At 31.7% G+C, this 15,501-nt stretch carries 8 protein-coding genes; 6 read left to right on the top strand and 2 right to left on the bottom strand.

The features are described from left to right. Nucleotides 1-3: 3 nt before the first annotated feature. From AXA65_RS03075 to AXA65_RS03065, 3 genes are all read left to right on the top strand, one after another. Nucleotides 4-405, top strand: coding sequence for a DUF3408 domain-containing protein (locus AXA65_RS03075; RefSeq protein ID WP_063968671.1), 402 nt, complete (start codon nucleotides 4-6; stop codon nucleotides 403-405). Nucleotides 406-776: 371 nt separating this feature from the next. Then, entirely contained in the window at nucleotides 777-1,073 is a 297-nt protein-coding gene (locus tag AXA65_RS03070) for a helix-turn-helix domain-containing protein (protein WP_063968670.1), read from the top strand. Then, nucleotides 1,070-1,351, top strand: a complete 282-nt coding sequence (locus AXA65_RS03065) for a helix-turn-helix domain-containing protein (RefSeq protein WP_063968669.1) — start codon at nucleotides 1,070-1,072, stop codon at nucleotides 1,349-1,351. Before AXA65_RS03070 ends, AXA65_RS03065 begins: the two co-directional genes overlap by 4 nt. A 95-nt stretch (nucleotides 1,352-1,446) precedes the next feature. Here AXA65_RS03065 and AXA65_RS03060 read toward each other — a convergent pair whose 3' ends face one another. Together AXA65_RS03060 and AXA65_RS03055 are read right to left on the bottom strand one after the other, a co-directional pair. Beyond that, the gene (locus tag AXA65_RS03060; protein WP_063968668.1) at nucleotides 1,447-4,641 is read right to left on the bottom strand and encodes a sacsin N-terminal ATP-binding-like domain-containing protein; all 3,195 of its coding nucleotides are present in this window, start codon (nucleotides 4,639-4,641) and stop codon (nucleotides 1,447-1,449) included. A gap of 101 nt (nucleotides 4,642-4,742) precedes the next feature. Then, nucleotides 4,743-5,993: a site-specific integrase gene (locus AXA65_RS03055; RefSeq protein ID WP_063968667.1), complete on the bottom strand. Its 1,251-nt coding sequence runs from the start codon at nucleotides 5,991-5,993 to the stop codon at nucleotides 4,743-4,745. A gap of 470 nt (nucleotides 5,994-6,463) precedes the next feature. On the opposite strand from AXA65_RS03055, the gene AXA65_RS03050 reads away from it, so the two are divergent. The 3 genes from AXA65_RS03050 to AXA65_RS03040 all read left to right on the top strand — a co-directional run. Then, complete coding sequence (locus AXA65_RS03050) at nucleotides 6,464-9,376, top strand: NACHT domain-containing protein (RefSeq protein ID WP_063968666.1); 2,913 nt, start codon at nucleotides 6,464-6,466, stop codon at nucleotides 9,374-9,376. A gap of 165 nt (nucleotides 9,377-9,541) precedes the next feature. Further along, the gene (locus AXA65_RS03045) at nucleotides 9,542-12,970 is read left to right on the top strand and encodes a helicase-related protein (RefSeq protein ID WP_063968665.1); all 3,429 of its coding nucleotides are present in this window, start codon (nucleotides 9,542-9,544) and stop codon (nucleotides 12,968-12,970) included. A gap of 3 nt (nucleotides 12,971-12,973) precedes the next feature. Further along, the coding region (locus tag AXA65_RS03040) for a BREX-1 system adenine-specific DNA-methyltransferase PglX (protein WP_228391610.1) at nucleotides 12,974-15,501 on the top strand (2,528 nt) is incomplete at its 3' end.

Here is a 15,501-nt window from a genome sequence, read left to right as displayed (position 1 = left end):
ATTATGGTTTCAGACAACATTAATGATGAATTTGCAAAGCCCGATGTAAATGAGGAATACCTTATGGGTATTATTGGCGGTGATGAGCCTGTTGTTCCACCCAATGCCGATAAACAGGAAACACCAAAGGCAGGCAAACCAAAAGAGAAAGCCCGAAACAGTCCGTCAAAGAAATTGGACTACGAGGAAAAATTTTTAGCCAATCGGTTTCCGTCTGGACGTAACGGAAAGGTCGTGTATATCCGTCCCGAATACCACGAAAGGTTAATCCGTATTGTTCAACTTACAAGGGAAGAAAAAACAACGCTGTATTCCTACATTGACAATATCCTCGAATACCATTTTGAGGAATTTGAGGAAATGATTTTGGCAATGTACCACAGTAAAACGAAACCTTTGTTTTGATTGTAGTATGGTGCTTTGCTCCCTCTTAAAATTATTTCTAAAACAAAAAAACAGAAAAAAAAGAAAGCCATTTTAACAAGGCGGACAGGCGGAAAAACCAAAAGGAAACGGAATAAGTCCCGAAGGGTGGCAGGGCAACACAACAACTCGGCGAAGCCACCTTATTGCTCTGCCATTATGCCGTAAGCTTTTGGTTGGTCGGTGCGGTGGCTGTCCGCATTACCTTTGCTACCTTTTTATTCTTTTTTGGGTACATATTTAAATATTTCATTATAGTATTTGGAAAAACAACGCCACTCAACGCCATTGACTACAACTTTGGAAAATCCTGTATAAATACCATATATTTTTGAAGTCTAAATTGATTAGGTATGGAAATAACAGTTTTAGACATTCAGATTTTAAAGGCATTGCACAGGGAAGTTAAGGAAGTTTCCAATTTGATAGCGGAAATTACTGCCCCCTACAAAGCATTGCAACAGGCAACGAAATGGCTCGACCAACAGGAAGCCTGCCAATTGCTGAACATTAGTAAACGGACGTTGCAGACATACAGGGCAAAAGGTATTCTTGGGGCAACACAAATCAATCGGAAAACTTATTTTAGATTGTCCGAAGTGGAGTCACTTATGCAGGGAGAGCGACCATTAAAAAAGCAAAAGAAATGAAACAGATTGGAAATTCAAACGAAGATATGCTTTCCTTACTCGAAGCTGTGGTAGGCATCAAAAATGAACTGCTGTATATCAGGGAATATTTCCACCCATTATTGCAAGGGGAAATTTATCTTTCGGGCGAACAGGTTTGCGAGATGTTACACATCAGCAAACGAACGTTGCAACAGTACAGAGATGACGGACTGATACCTTTTATCAAACTCGAACGTAAAATCCTTTTTCGTGAAAGCGATATTATCAAGGTGTTGGAAGATAACTATCAGCGTTAGTCGATTGTTTGAAACTGTAACCGTATCGGTCAATTAAAGAAACAGCCCACTGCTTAAAGCAGTGGGCTGTGGTGTTTTATGAATTAATGTTCAATTCATACGTTTACAACATTTGCATTTTTATTGATAGTTTCAGAAAGCAACTCAATAAAGTTATCAAAATCACTCCCTTTTTGAATAATGTCCTGTGGAATTATACCTCTGTAATCTATTAAGTGTATTGATTTGTCCTGTTGTTTTTCTGCTTCTAAATTGTCTTCAATTAATGGTTTTATAGTGTTCCCAATGTTTGTTACAAATTTTGTTAGTGGCAAAATTTCGTCAGTTGAAAGTTTGTATCTGTCATTTTCGCCTGTATAGCGTGTAATGTCCACTGCACACAAAGTATAACGGTCATTTTCTTCAACCGAACGTTGTAATTGTAGCTTACTCATAGAAACGGAGTTTTGTGAGTTCCACCTTGATTTTACTTCTATGAAATAAACAGGGTTTTCGTCAAGGAAAACAACAATGTCTTGTCCGCCTTGTATGTTTGTAGTTTCTGTTTCTTTGTTACCAAATGAAACTCTGCCTTTTAATTCGTTAGATAATTTTTCTCTAATTAGACTTTCAATGTAAGTTCCAATTTCATATTTATGACGAAAATCAGCTTCTGTTTCTATTTGCTGTTGAAGCAAATCTGTTGCTTTATCTAATAATGCTGAAAAGTTATCTTCTTGAACAAGTTGACCAAGTTTCTTTAATTCGGATTCCTTTAATGTTACAATAGAGAAAATTTCATCTTTCGTATTCTCATTAGTAACTACGTCCAACATTAAATTCGCTTTTTTGTCGTCAAGTCGTGGAAATAGTTCAGCATATTTTTTATCTCGCAATGATGAAATAATTTTCAAGATTTCATCCTTAAATGGGTGTTCGTTGATATTATGAATGTCTGAATTGAAAAAGATGTCCTCAATGTGATTAGTTAGATATTTGCTATTGATAAATCTGTCTTCGGTAACAAATTCATTAAACTCTTTGTAAACTAAATCTTTTCTGATTTCGTCTTTCGTTACTTTGTTGTAAAGGGTTTTGATTTCAGGAATTATTTCAACATCTCTTTTTAAGTCGCTAATGCTTTTTAGTTGGTTTATTTGATTAGGATAAATTTTTGAAGTTGAATAAACTTCTTTAAGGCTGTCCTCATTGCAGTTTGCAATTTCAAGCAATAACTCAATATTTTCTTTTACCCAATCTTCATTGTGGTATTGAAGTAAATTGAAGAAAATTTGAACTAATATCTTTCTTGACGAACGAATATCTAAATTTTCTTCTTGGTTATCAAGGTTAGATAATTGGACTAAATTTTCGTCAAGAGAATAATACTTGCTTATGATTTTTACTAATGATGAAGGTTTGCTTTGTGAATTTATATTACTATTCAGTTTGCAATACTTCAATAGATTCTCAAAGAAAACATCTTCAAGTTTTTGAGTTTCATCAAATGATTGAACATTGTAATTTTCTTTGTTGATTGTTCCAGGAAAGTAAATGAAAGTTGAAGCCTGTATTTCGTCTAATTTAGCTTTAACACTATTTGAAAAATCTTTTCGATTGAATTTTTCAAAATGAAAATCAAAGCAAAAATCTTTATGAATTAGTTTTTCAATAACACTTGGAATTAAAAATTTCCCAATTTCAATAAGTGTTTCAGTTAAATTTTGAGGCGTAAGAAGCGATGTAAGTAAACAAAAATTACCTTCTAAATTTGGCAACAAAGTATGTTCCGAAAAATAATTTATCTTTTCTTCTGCTATTAGATTTTTGTAGTAATTGATTAAGCAATCTTTATCGAACTTTGATAAATGCTCTTTTGATATTTTTTCTATCAAATCTTGATGTCTGATAAATTTAGTGTCTTCGTTAGTCCATTCACTTGCAAATTTGCTCCATAAAATGACTTTGTTTTTTGTCGGAATGTTATTGTAAAAAGTGGAAACCAAAGTATAAATGTCCTCAAAATACTCTATGTTATTTAAAAGTTCTTCGTCAAAAAAATAAACTTCGTTTACGGGTTTAAAGCCGTCAATAGTTTCAACAATAGGCAACAATTTATATTCTTCTATCCAAGTGTTTTGTAGTGTTTCAAAGTACTTGTTCAATAAATTATTATCTGTATTTCTTTTAAAATTTATTTGAGCATATAGAAGCGGATTTGAAACGTTTAATACGTTACTTTTTAGAAAATCAAAAATTAATTGCGATGCTTTTTCTATTATTTTTTGATTCGCCTCTTCTTGCTCTTTTACTTGGTCTTTGTTACTTTTTAAGTGGATTCCGTCTCTTGGCTCGGTTGGCAAAAATTGATTACAGTTGATAACGAAGTTTAATCCAAAACCTTCTGAACCGATTAAGGGATAATATAAAAATAATCGGGCAACTCTTTCTGAAAACTGAAACAATTCAAGGTTTTCGTTGATTGGAAGAATTACTTCAATTTGGTCATCTGTTTCAATAATAGAGTAAATTATTTTTTCTGTTCCGTTTTTTGAAACAGTTGTTTTATATAATTCTATTCCTTTATCATTTTCAACTTTTTCCTTTAAAACTCGTTCAAACAAAGTTTCGGTATCATTTAAAATTATTTTTACTTTTTTAAGTCTATCATTTATTGTTAAAACAATAGGAATATAGTCTTCTAAATCTTTGCTTGATTCCGATATGTAGCTTCGTTCTTGGTCGGTTTCAGGTAAAAAAGAGAATGTCGTTTTTATAATCGGGTTAGAAAGAATAGTACCCTCTTTTATAAGCTGATAAACATTTTCTTTTTGCGTTCTGATATTTTCGCTTAATGCTTTCCATTCTTTCGGACTACGGTCAATTAAAAAGTCTTTGATTTCAAAAAATGTGTTGTTTGCTTCAAGAATTGAATTTATAAGAAACTTTCGTCCGAATGTATGTGTTGTCAAAAAACCTGTTCCGTATTTTCCTACCTCTGGCACATCAGATTCTTCGCCATATTTCCCACTTACTTGCTTTATCAAAGAAATAAACGACTTTGTCGTGAACGGTTTTCCGTTGTGTGTAAATGAAAAACCACTTTCGTAATCTATAACAACTTCACAATTTTTAGTCAAATCACAAGCGTTTTGAACTAATTCCCATACTGCCCGATTTGATGAAAAATTGTTGAAATTCTCAAAACCTCTTATCATCTTGTCTGCGTGTTGCTTCAAGTCTGATAAGTCAGATTCTCTCTTTGCGTTATCTAATATTTCGTCACGATTTATTGTTGATGAGCCATTCATTCTTGAATATATTTTTCTATTATTGTTTTTAGTTAAATAGCTAAAATACAAAAAAGCCAACGCAAAAACAGCATTGACTTTCTTTAATCGCTTTATTAGTTTCAGAGTTGAGCTACAAAAGACTGCTCCATTCCCTTAAACCTACGCGATACCTTTTGCATATCCTTAGCAACTTTCTCGTTGAGTATCTTGGCGTAAATCTGTGTGGTAGCAATATTTTTATGCCCTAACATTTTGCTTAAACTCTCAAGCGGAACGCCTTCGCTCAAAAATAGCGTGGCAAACGTATGACGAGCCAAATGAAAAGTTACTTTCTTTTCTTTAAGGCAGTCAATCTGTTGGGATATTCGTTTCAAACTATCATTGCAGACGGTGTTTGATGGTACAGGGAAAACCTTTCCATCTTTCGACAATCCTGCATATTTTTCGATAATCATTTTCGGAATATCTAACAGCATTACATTGGATGATGTTGCTGTCTTTTTCCTGCGTATGATAATCCACTGGTTACCGTCAAAGAAGTCCTGAATATTGCTGTTTCTAAGCCCTTTCATATCTGAATAGGAAAGACCAGTAAAGCAACTGAAAACAAACAGGTCTTTAACCAATTCATCTTTCTTTTTCTCGCAGTTGAAAGTTACAAGGTGTTCCAATTCATTCCGTAGCAGATAACCTCTGTCTTTGTCCTTTTTGGTATTCTTGTACTCACTGAAGGGATTAAAGGCAAGGTGCTTTCGGTTCATTGCCAAACGGCAAAGCGTGGTAAATCCAATCATATACAACCAAATGGTGTTGTGTGTCAAGCTCTGGTCATCACGCAGATAGTAATCAAAGTCCTGCACAAAATCAGGGGTAAGGTCGTTGAATGATAAGTCAGAATATCCGTATTTTGTAAGTGCAAAATTTCGCAGGTGCTTTAACAGTGTTTTGTACTTACTGCGTGTACCATTTACCCGAAGTCCGTTATTGACCTTTTTCTCATAATCAGAAAGGAATTGTTCATAGAACTTGAAAAAGGTCAGCTCTCCGCTTTTCATACCGAGAAAGGAATTTTTGAGTTTAGAACTGTTTACCGTTCCCTCGTTCTTTAGGATTTTGGAATAGCATTCCTCAATACCTAAACGGATTTTATCAAGCTTGCCGTTCACGTCTTGGGCTTCTCGGCTTTTTCCTAAAACCCTGCCGTACTTCAAATCCCAATTTGATGCAGAAATATCCAGCTTGGTACTGAATGCAGACTGTTTGCCGTTTACGGTAATCCTGCACATAACCGTAACTTTCCCGTTCTTCTTCGGGGCATTTTTTTTAAGGTAGAAAAGAACCTTAAACGTTGATTTTTTTGTCGTTTCCATACTCACAATTCTTAATGATAAAATTAAACCTATGTGAGCTACGGAACAATATGAAAAACCATGCAGAAGACTGAAATACAGTATTTTAAAAAGATTGTTTCCAATATTTAAAAGTAACGTTTTAGTAACCTTACTTTTGCCAATCGTTGCTTTTTTCTGCTTTTTACCTCATTACCAAAAAATCAAAAAACGATTGTAAAGCCTTTATTTACAACCGTTTTACCTGTTATCAATCTTTGATGTATATTTACTGAAAATTTATTTTAAAAAACACTCGTTATACGGTTAACCGTTTTTTCTTTTGTTGTTCTTTAATTATATTTAACGACTAAAAAATAATTGTTCAAAAATGATATAATGGCAACAGAAATAGCAAATCATTATAATGTGTAACACTTATCCAACTAAAATGTTTGTTGTTATTGCCTTTGGATAAAAAAACACAAACGAATGCTTAAAAAAAAATAATTATGACAAAGAATATTGAAATAACGACTGATATGAACGAGTTTCTCCTCCTAATAGAAACTCTTTTATTTAAGATTGGTTATACTGAGATCAAATCGACAATATCAAACAAATTTGAATTTGGTATTATAAGCTATTCCGAAAAATCATTGCTAGGATCGACAAATCATAAAATGTTCATAACATTTTCAGAATTGAACGGTAAACTGCACATACTTCATGAGGCAATTAAAGAAAATATTTTAGAAAATGAAAATTTATACATAGTTACATTAAGTAATAAAATATCAGAATATTTTAAAAGTTGGATAAAATCAGAATTCCCAAGTAGTAATGCTCAGTTTTGGAATCAGCAAGATTTGATACCCTTACTAGATAGGTATTATATAGAATACTGGGATGACAAAGACTTGGTAATTAAATTTTTTGAAGACAAATACAAACTTAACCCTGATCGCCTGGACGATATAACAAAATTTTTAAATCTTGATAAAAAATATAAAAAATACTTAGATATTTTTATTGAACCAAAAGTTTTTATAGATAGAGATAATGACGGTAGAAAAAGTAGAGTTAAAATTTCCATCAATAAAATCTTAGAAACCAAGGTTAATTATATAATTTCTGGAGATGCAGGAACAGGGAAGAGCACTTTTATAAAAGAAATTGGACTTAAAATTTTAGAAAATAATAAAGGGACCTCAAAGAAAACGATACCGATATTTATCAAATCTACTAATATAAGTGACAACGATTTTAGTCTGATTAAAACTATCAAAAGTCAAATAGAAGAAAACTCTTTAGATTTTGACAAAATTAAGCAAAACTATAATTTATTTATTCTAATTGATTCAATTGATGAATTCGAAATTAAAATTAGAGAAACTTTAATCAATGAATTAAATTCGATAAATGAACTCGATATAAGGTATATCATCGGAACTAGAAACAGTCAAAATTTACTTAAAAACATAGTTCTGGAAGATTGTGAGACAGCAAATTTATCCAACTTTGATTTAAATCAAATTAGACAATATCTAAGTAATTTTTTCAAACATGATTTAGCCAAATCACAGCAGTTGTGGCAAAATTTAAAGGAAAATAATATATTAGAAAAGATACCAACAACTCCACTTACCTTATCACTTATTTCAATACTTTACGAAGAAAACGGATTTGAAATTCCTGCTACTTTAACAGATATTTATGATAATTTCAACACATTACTTCTAGGTAGATTAACAGTTAAAAATAATTTAGATTTTTTAACTATAACTGTAAAAGAGAAGATTTTATCTCTCTATGCATTATCAATCATAAAAAAGCCAAATAGGGAGAGATTAAAAAAAGAAGCATTTACTACATTTTCTCAAGAGTACTTCTCTACTCAAGGAACAGCAGTCGATATTGAGCAAATACCAGATCTAATTATAAATTTAACTGATGGTACTGGTGTTTTGTATATAGATGAAAATGATTATGTAAATTTTACTCACGATCATTTTATGGAATATTACGCATCGAGAGAGATGTTTTTATCAGAAGATAGAATTGAATATGAAAACGAAATAATAGAGAAGTTTATAGAGTATAACTGGCAAAATGTTGCTATCTTTTATACAGGCAGAACAAAAGACATGAAGACATTCTTGAATAAGCTGTTAAAGAGGATTGATAAATATCAGTCGATACATGAATATTTACTTTGCGTCTCAGGTTTGGGATATGTTCTCCAATCACTATGGTTGACAAATTCGATTAATCGAAAAGAAGGTATATTAAAAGCTTTAGATCTGATTCTCAAAGCAGATACTGAAATCAAAAGCTTGTCACTCAAAAACAATAATTTTTTTAATGGCATAAATGAGAATTTGATTGCTTTACTTAATCTATCTTGGTTCTATAATAACTTTAATTCTATTTCATTAAAGGATCCTCTTGATTTGGCTTTTGATGAAATTCATAAAGCTGTTAGAGAAATGAAAGATACAGTATTTACAAAGAATCAAGTATCTGAGATCTATAAACTGTTTTGTATTGCTACTGTACTTCAGCATGGAAGAAACGGAAATAATAGTAAGATGGAAATTCTATTTGAAGAAGAAAAAATACTAACTAATCCTTTATTTGTGTTTCTTTTTGATAATGCTTTAAATCATTTTGAGATACACAACAAAGAATCTCTAAAGACCGAATATAAAATTGATTCAAAAGTAAAAAGATATACACAAGGCATTAAATATTATTTGGAAAACGATACTACTAAAACATCATTTACTGATAACGAACAACTAACTATTATTAAAAATGTACACTTAATAACGGAGGGTAAGTCTGATGCGATTATAATAAGGCAAGCTTTTAATATTTTGACCGAAAATATAGAACCTTATTGGAGTATTCAATCTGTAGAAGAAAAGTTAGGGACTAAAAGTGGCGGTGCTCACGAACTAAGTAAGTACATCACATTCATTGCAAACAAAATACAAACAGATTATGACAAAGCAAATGTTGTTATTGCAGTCTTTGATAACGATTCAAAAGGATTTCAAGAATTTAATGGTCTTTCAAAGGAGTTTTTATTTCTGAATCCATGCGCAAAAAAACATGAGGAGTATGATATTTATGCGATCCTTCTTCCCATACCTAATGAAGATGGATATCTAGGCTATGAGCAGGATAAGCAGAATTTAAAATATTTTGCTATTGAACATTATTTTCCTGTTGAATTTCTAAAAGAAAACAATATGGTGAATGAACTACCTATTCCAAATGTTTATGAAATCAAAGAGCAAAAAATTGATTTTGCCAATAAGATCAACAATCTAGGTAATATAGAGCTTTTTAAAAACTTTAGATATTTATTTGATGAGATTGATAGTATAAATGGAAAAAGCATTAATTACATTTGTTAGTCTTTAAGGCAAATTTTATATTGCTCGAAAATAGCGAAAACTAAACTAATTATTAAAGTAACAAATGAAATATGGCAAAAAAAATAAAAATTGGAGAAAATTTAGAAGTTAAAAGTATTATTTATTAACTGTAATCTTTACCCAAAATTAATACATTTTCTAATTATGCTAATAGATAACCATTCGTCTGCTACCAAAGTTCATCATTGGATCGAAAAATATATTTCTGAAGGAGATTTTTCTGTAGTAACAGGATATTTTACGATTGGTGCGCTAAATTATTTCTCAAAAATTGCTAGTGAGAAAATTAAGGAATATAAATTTGTACTAGGAGATATAACTCAAAGAGATTCTAGTATTGTCAAATCTTTGGATTTATTAAATGCAGATTTGAGTATTGAAAAAGCTTTGTCATTAAAAAAAGTGGCAATGAAAGCAGTCGAGTTTTTGAAATTGGATACAGTTTCAGTAAAAACACTTGAACCTAATTTTTGTCATGCAAAACTTTACTTGTTTAATAGTGAGGACGAAAATCCACAAAAAGATTTTTACATTACAGGAAGTTCAAATTTGACAGAAGCTGGAATAGGTCTAAGAGAATCTCACAATATCGAATTAAATATTGCAAATTTCGGTGCAGATGCTCAATTCAAAGATCTCGAAAGGTGGTTTCAAAATCTTTGGCTAAATGAGAAAGCTTTTGATGAAAAAATCATTGTTGATGAAAATGGAGTAGAAAAAAAAATACCTTTTAAGAAGTATTTGATTGACGAAATAAGTAAACTTTTCCAGAATTATTTACCAAAAGATATTTATTACAAGATCCTTTTCGAATTATTTTCACAAGATATATTTACAGATATTGATAATCCTGATTTTGCAAAAAAAATAGGGAAATTAGAAAATTCGGAAATATATAATGCGCTTTATGAATTTCAGAAAAAAGGGGTAATTAGCTTAATCAAAAGAATTGAAAAATTTGACGGTGCTATTTTAGCAGACGCAGTTGGTCTTGGGAAAACTTGGTCTGCTTTAGCAGTGATGAAATATTATCAAAACCAAGGGCGAGAAATTATTATGTTCTCTCCTAAAAAATTAGAGCATAATTGGATAAAATATAGGAAAGATCAAGATTCTCGGTTTGAAAGAGATGGATTGGAATATTACATTCGGTACCATACTGATTTAGTAGAATCTCTTATGTCTAAGCCAGAATATTTAAAAGATAGAGCCGATTTTAATTTTAAAAATAAGAAACCAAAACTTATTGTAATAGACGAAAGTCATAATTTGAGGAATGATAAATCTAATCGGTTCGTTTATTTGCTAGAAGAAATTATTAAGAAAAATGAAGATGTAAAGGTTCTTTTGCTTTCTGCAACACCAATTAATAATTCTTTTAAAGATGTTAGAAATCAGATTCAATTAATCACAGGTGGAAATGATGAAGCTTATGATGATCGCCTAGATATTAAAAACCTTTACAATCTTTTCATAAATACATCCAAACATTTTAACGAATGGCAAGCAAAACCAAAAAGTCCAGTTTCTGATCTGGTTAAAATCCTTGATGACTCCTTTTTTAAATTAACAGATTCCCTTATTGTCGCTCGTACCCGAAAGATGATTACCGGTCAACAAGAAGGTTTGTCTTTCCCAAAAAAACATAAACCAGAAAATAAATACATAACGCCCAAGATTATGGCAGATGTAAATACGCTAGAAGAACTCATCAATATGTTTCCCGAAGCTCTTTCTGGCTATCAACCCAAATATTACACATTAACCAAAAAGGAAAAAGAAATACGAACAAAAAAAATTAATGCTGGTACCTATGAACGGGATGTTTTAGAAGATGAAGTTCAAAGAGATTATTTTTTGGTAAAGATGATTTATATATTGCTGCTTAAAAGGCTAGAGTCATCTTGGTTTTCTTTTGAATCGACCGTGCAAAAAATTCTAGATCATCACAATAATGCATTGAATAAAGTGCTACGATATAAAAAAGGTCAAAATAACGGAGATAATGATGATTTTGATTTAGATGATTTCGAGGGATTTGAAGAATTTGAAGATTTAACTTTAGGAAAAAGAGAAATTAGAATTGCAGATATTGCAGAATCAGGGAATTTAGAAATTTTTGAAAAAGCTTTGAACAGAGATATCAAGAAATTAGATAAATTAATTGTCGGGATGAAAGCTTTTGCCACAGAAATTGAAAAGGAAACAATTATTGAGAACAATCATAAAAGCACTGATTCCAAATTAGAGGAACTCATAAAAATAATTAGTAATAAAAGAGAAAATGGCTCAAATTTTAAAAATCAAAAAGTACTTATCTTTACGTCTTATACCGATACAGCGAAATATCTATTCGATCAATTAATAGCTCGTGGTTTTTCTAAAATTGCAATGGTAAGTGGTGCGGGTGCAAAAACTGATGACAAAGCCGATGTTCTTAAAAATTTCGAACCTATTTTAGAAAGATTTGCGCCCTATACAAAATTATATTTAGATAAAAAATGGGATGGTTTTGCGTCTGATAGCAAAAGTGCAAACAAAAGATATAAAGATTGGCAAAGATGGGTTTCAGGGATAGACAATACGGTAACTTATAAATTGAATATTCCGATCGACATTCTGATTGCAACTGATACTCTGAGTGAAGGTCAAAATTTACAAGATTGTGATATGGTAATTAACTATGATATTCACTGGAATCCTGTGAGAACAATTCAAAGAGTTGGTAGGATTGATCGATTAGGTTCGCCAAATGATGAAGTCTTTACCGTGAATTTTTGGCCGGCCCCGAATATTAATGAATACTTGAATTTACAAGGAAGAATAGAGCGTAGAATGGCTGCAATGAAAATTGTAGGTTCGGAGGATATTAAAGATTTTACCGAAGATTATTCACAAATTTCGATTGATGAAGATTTAGAAACCAAGCATACAGATCGTATGTTAGAACAAATGCAACATTCAGTAGAAGATTTGGATTCCGAAAAATCTTTTGGTTTTGATGACCTTTCACTAGAAACATTTCGTCAAGATTTAGCTGTTGAATTAAATGAGAGAAGATCGTATTACGAAGATCTACCGAATGCAATCTTTTCAGGCGTTAAATATACCAAGTCTAAATTGTTGAATAATGAAAAGGGAATAGTAGCATTACTTGGTGCACCACATAAAAGCGCAACTGAAAAGAAAAATTATAAAACTTTGCGTCTTATTTACATAGACAAATCTGGAAATGAAATTTTATTGAATGATAAAGAAATTCTTCAATATTTGAACGAAGTAAAAGATTTGGAAAGATACGGTTGCGAAAAACTAGACATTGGTGAAACTACCGAAGTTAATAAATATGCAAATGCACTCGAAACTTGGTTTGCCAGTCAGCAATCTGAAACACATACTGATGCCGAGGGAAACAAATTAAAAACAGCGGGCAAAGAAAGTTTATCAGTGTTGGATAAATTAAAAAAAGGCAAGAAAGATGCTTTTGAAAAACTAAAAAGCAACGAAAAAATAACGGATAAATATAATAAGGAAAATTGGGATTTAATTGCTTGGTTAACCGTTCAAAAATAAACTATGAAGAATTTAAACGATTTCAAAAGTGACAATTTTTTTGAGAATGCTTCCTCTTTTTTTCAAGAACTCAATATTCCTCTGAAGTCTATTGATAATCAAGCTTACCGTCCTGAGGATTTTTTGTCAAACACTTATAATGCCAAAAGTCCTGCTCACTCTTTGGTAGATAAAGTTTATCTATTAGGGATTGTTGACGATGATGCTTTTATTGGTGAATCGCAATATGATAGTTTAGAAAAAATTTCTACTATAACTACAGATTATGAAGGTCTTGCCGTAGTTGGTATTGAACTAAAAAATAGAGATGGCGATTTATTACCTACTCGTTCTCAATTGGCAGAAATTACCAGAGCCGTAAACCGTGAGTTTTTATACACACCAGTTACCGTTTTGTTTAAGTACAACGGTTTTTTAGCATTGGCTAATGCAGAAAGAACATCATATATGGCAAAATACAAAGAAGGCGAAAAAGTTGGCAAAGTTTCCTTGCTTCGAGATGTTGATTACACCAATCCTCACACAGGTCACCTTCAAATCTTAAATGATCTTAAAAAACCAGAAAAGATTAAAACCTTTGCAGATTTGTACAAACATTGGGGAGGAGTTTTCAGTGTAAATGTTCTGAATAAAAAATTCTATCAAGAATTATCCAATTGGTATTTCTGGGCAATACAAAATGTTACTTTTCCGGGACAACCTACTTTTGATGATGCAACTTTACAAAATAAAGATTATAAAGATTTAAAACAGCAACATAACGCAACCAACGTGATAAGAATGCTTACAAGGCTTCTTTTCGTTTGGTTTATGAAAGAAAAGAAATTAATCCCTGAAGAGTTATTCGAATTACAAAATTTGCAAACTGATATTCTGAATGAGATAGAACCGTTACACGAAAAAGGACTATTTACCGAAAGAAATAAAGACAGTGTTTACTACAAAGCCATTCTACAAAATTTATTTTTCGCAACGCTCAACTGTCCTATAAAATCAGATACTTTAGATAAACGTGAACGTGGTTTTCGTGGTGATGGATATGGAACCAACCGTGGGATAGATTATCTAATGCGATATAAGAAATATTTTAAAGATCCAGAAGCTTTTTTAGCAAAAGTAAATGATGTTGTTCCTTTCCTAAACGGCGGTTTGTTTGAGTGTTTGGATGATAAATTCAGCAATAATTATATAGATGGTTTTTCTGATCAAATGACAAAAGGTGAGCAATTAATTGTTCCGGATTATCTATTTTTTGGATTAGAAGAGGAAGCTGATTTAAGTGATGTTATAGGTATTACAGACAAAAAGACAAAAAATTCTGCAGTAAAAGGATTAATCAATATCCTGAAATCTTACAAATTTACCATTACAGAAAACACACCTATTGAAGAAGAAGTAGCATTAGATCCTGAATTGTTGGGGAAAGTATTTGAAAATCTGCTAGCAAGTTACAATCCCGAAACAAAAACAACCGCTCGTAAGCAAACCGGATCTTTTTACACCCCGAGGGAGATTGTAAATTATATGGTGGACGAAAGTTTAATTGCGTATTTGAAAAACAAAATCCAATCTGCAGATGTTATCATAACCGAATTGGGAACTTTACAATCTAATTTGTTTGGTAATGAAGGAGTAAGAGGTCAAGCTAGTTTAATGCAACATCATAGCGGCAGTGAGCTAAAAGATAATGAAACGCTTTTAGATGAATTGCTACATCAGTTAGTGACTTACAATTCTGAAAATCCTTTTGTAGATTATCCGGAGACATCCAAGATTATTTTAGAACATTTAGATCAATGTACCATTTTAGATCCTGCTTGCGGTTCCGGTGCATTTCCGATGGGTATTTTGCAGAAAATGGTTCATATTCTGGATAAGCTGGATCCGGATAATAAAATCTGGAGAGAAGTCCAGATTGAGAAAGCAAAAAAAGATAGTGATGATGCTTTTGCCATTGAAGACAAACAAGCTCGCGAAGATTTGTTGATAGAAATAAACGAAGCTTTTGATGAAAACATTAATAATCCAGATTATGCCCGAAAGTTATTCTTGATAGAAAATTGTATATACGGCGTTGATATACAACCAATTGCTACACAGATTTCTAAACTGCGTTTCTTTATTTCTTTGGTAGTAGAGCAGAAGGTGGATCGGGAGAAAGCAAATTTTGGGATAAGACCGCTTCCCAATTTAGAAACTAAATTGGTTGCTGCCAATACTTTGATAGGAATTGAAAAAGAAGACAATCTTTTTTCTCTTCCAGAAATTGAAATTTTAGAACAAAAACTAAGACAAACCCGCAATAAACTTTTTAATGCTCGTACAAAAGATACAAAGATTAAGTATCGTGAATTAGATAAACAGTTGCGCCAAGAGATTGCAGAAAAGTTAAAAGAAAATGGACTTCCTTTAGCTAGCGCAGAAAAATTAGCGACTTGGGATCCTTATAACCAAAATGCAAGCAGTAAATTTTTTGATCCGGAATGGATGTTTGGATTGCCTAAAATAAACGGTGGTTTTTTTGATATAGT

This window comes from Chryseobacterium sp. FP211-J200, assembly GCF_001643375.1.
GTDB lineage: Bacteria > Bacteroidota > Bacteroidia > Flavobacteriales > Weeksellaceae > Epilithonimonas > Epilithonimonas ginsengisoli.
Note: the sequence above shows the minus strand (reverse complement) of the source record. Positions and strands in the feature narration are given on the sequence as shown.

What these genes read in the sequence shown, in the direction of transcription:
- AXA65_RS03045 (WP_063968665.1), top strand. Translation starts at nt 9,542, where the DNA reads ATGCTAATAGATAACCATTCGTCTGCTACCAAAGTTCATCATTGGATC.
- AXA65_RS03055 (WP_063968667.1), bottom strand. Translation starts at nt 5,993, where the DNA reads ATGGAAACGACAAAAAAATCAACGTTTAAGGTTCTTTTCTACCTTAAA.
- AXA65_RS03065 (WP_063968669.1), top strand. Translation starts at nt 1,070, where the DNA reads ATGAAACAGATTGGAAATTCAAACGAAGATATGCTTTCCTTACTCGAA.
- AXA65_RS03070 (WP_063968670.1), top strand. Translation starts at nt 777, where the DNA reads ATGGAAATAACAGTTTTAGACATTCAGATTTTAAAGGCATTGCACAGG.
- AXA65_RS03060 (WP_063968668.1), bottom strand. Translation starts at nt 4,641, where the DNA reads ATGAATGGCTCATCAACAATAAATCGTGACGAAATATTAGATAACGCA.
- AXA65_RS03050 (WP_063968666.1), top strand. Translation starts at nt 6,464, where the DNA reads ATGACAAAGAATATTGAAATAACGACTGATATGAACGAGTTTCTCCTC.
- AXA65_RS03075 (WP_063968671.1), top strand. Translation starts at nt 4, where the DNA reads ATGGTTTCAGACAACATTAATGATGAATTTGCAAAGCCCGATGTAAAT.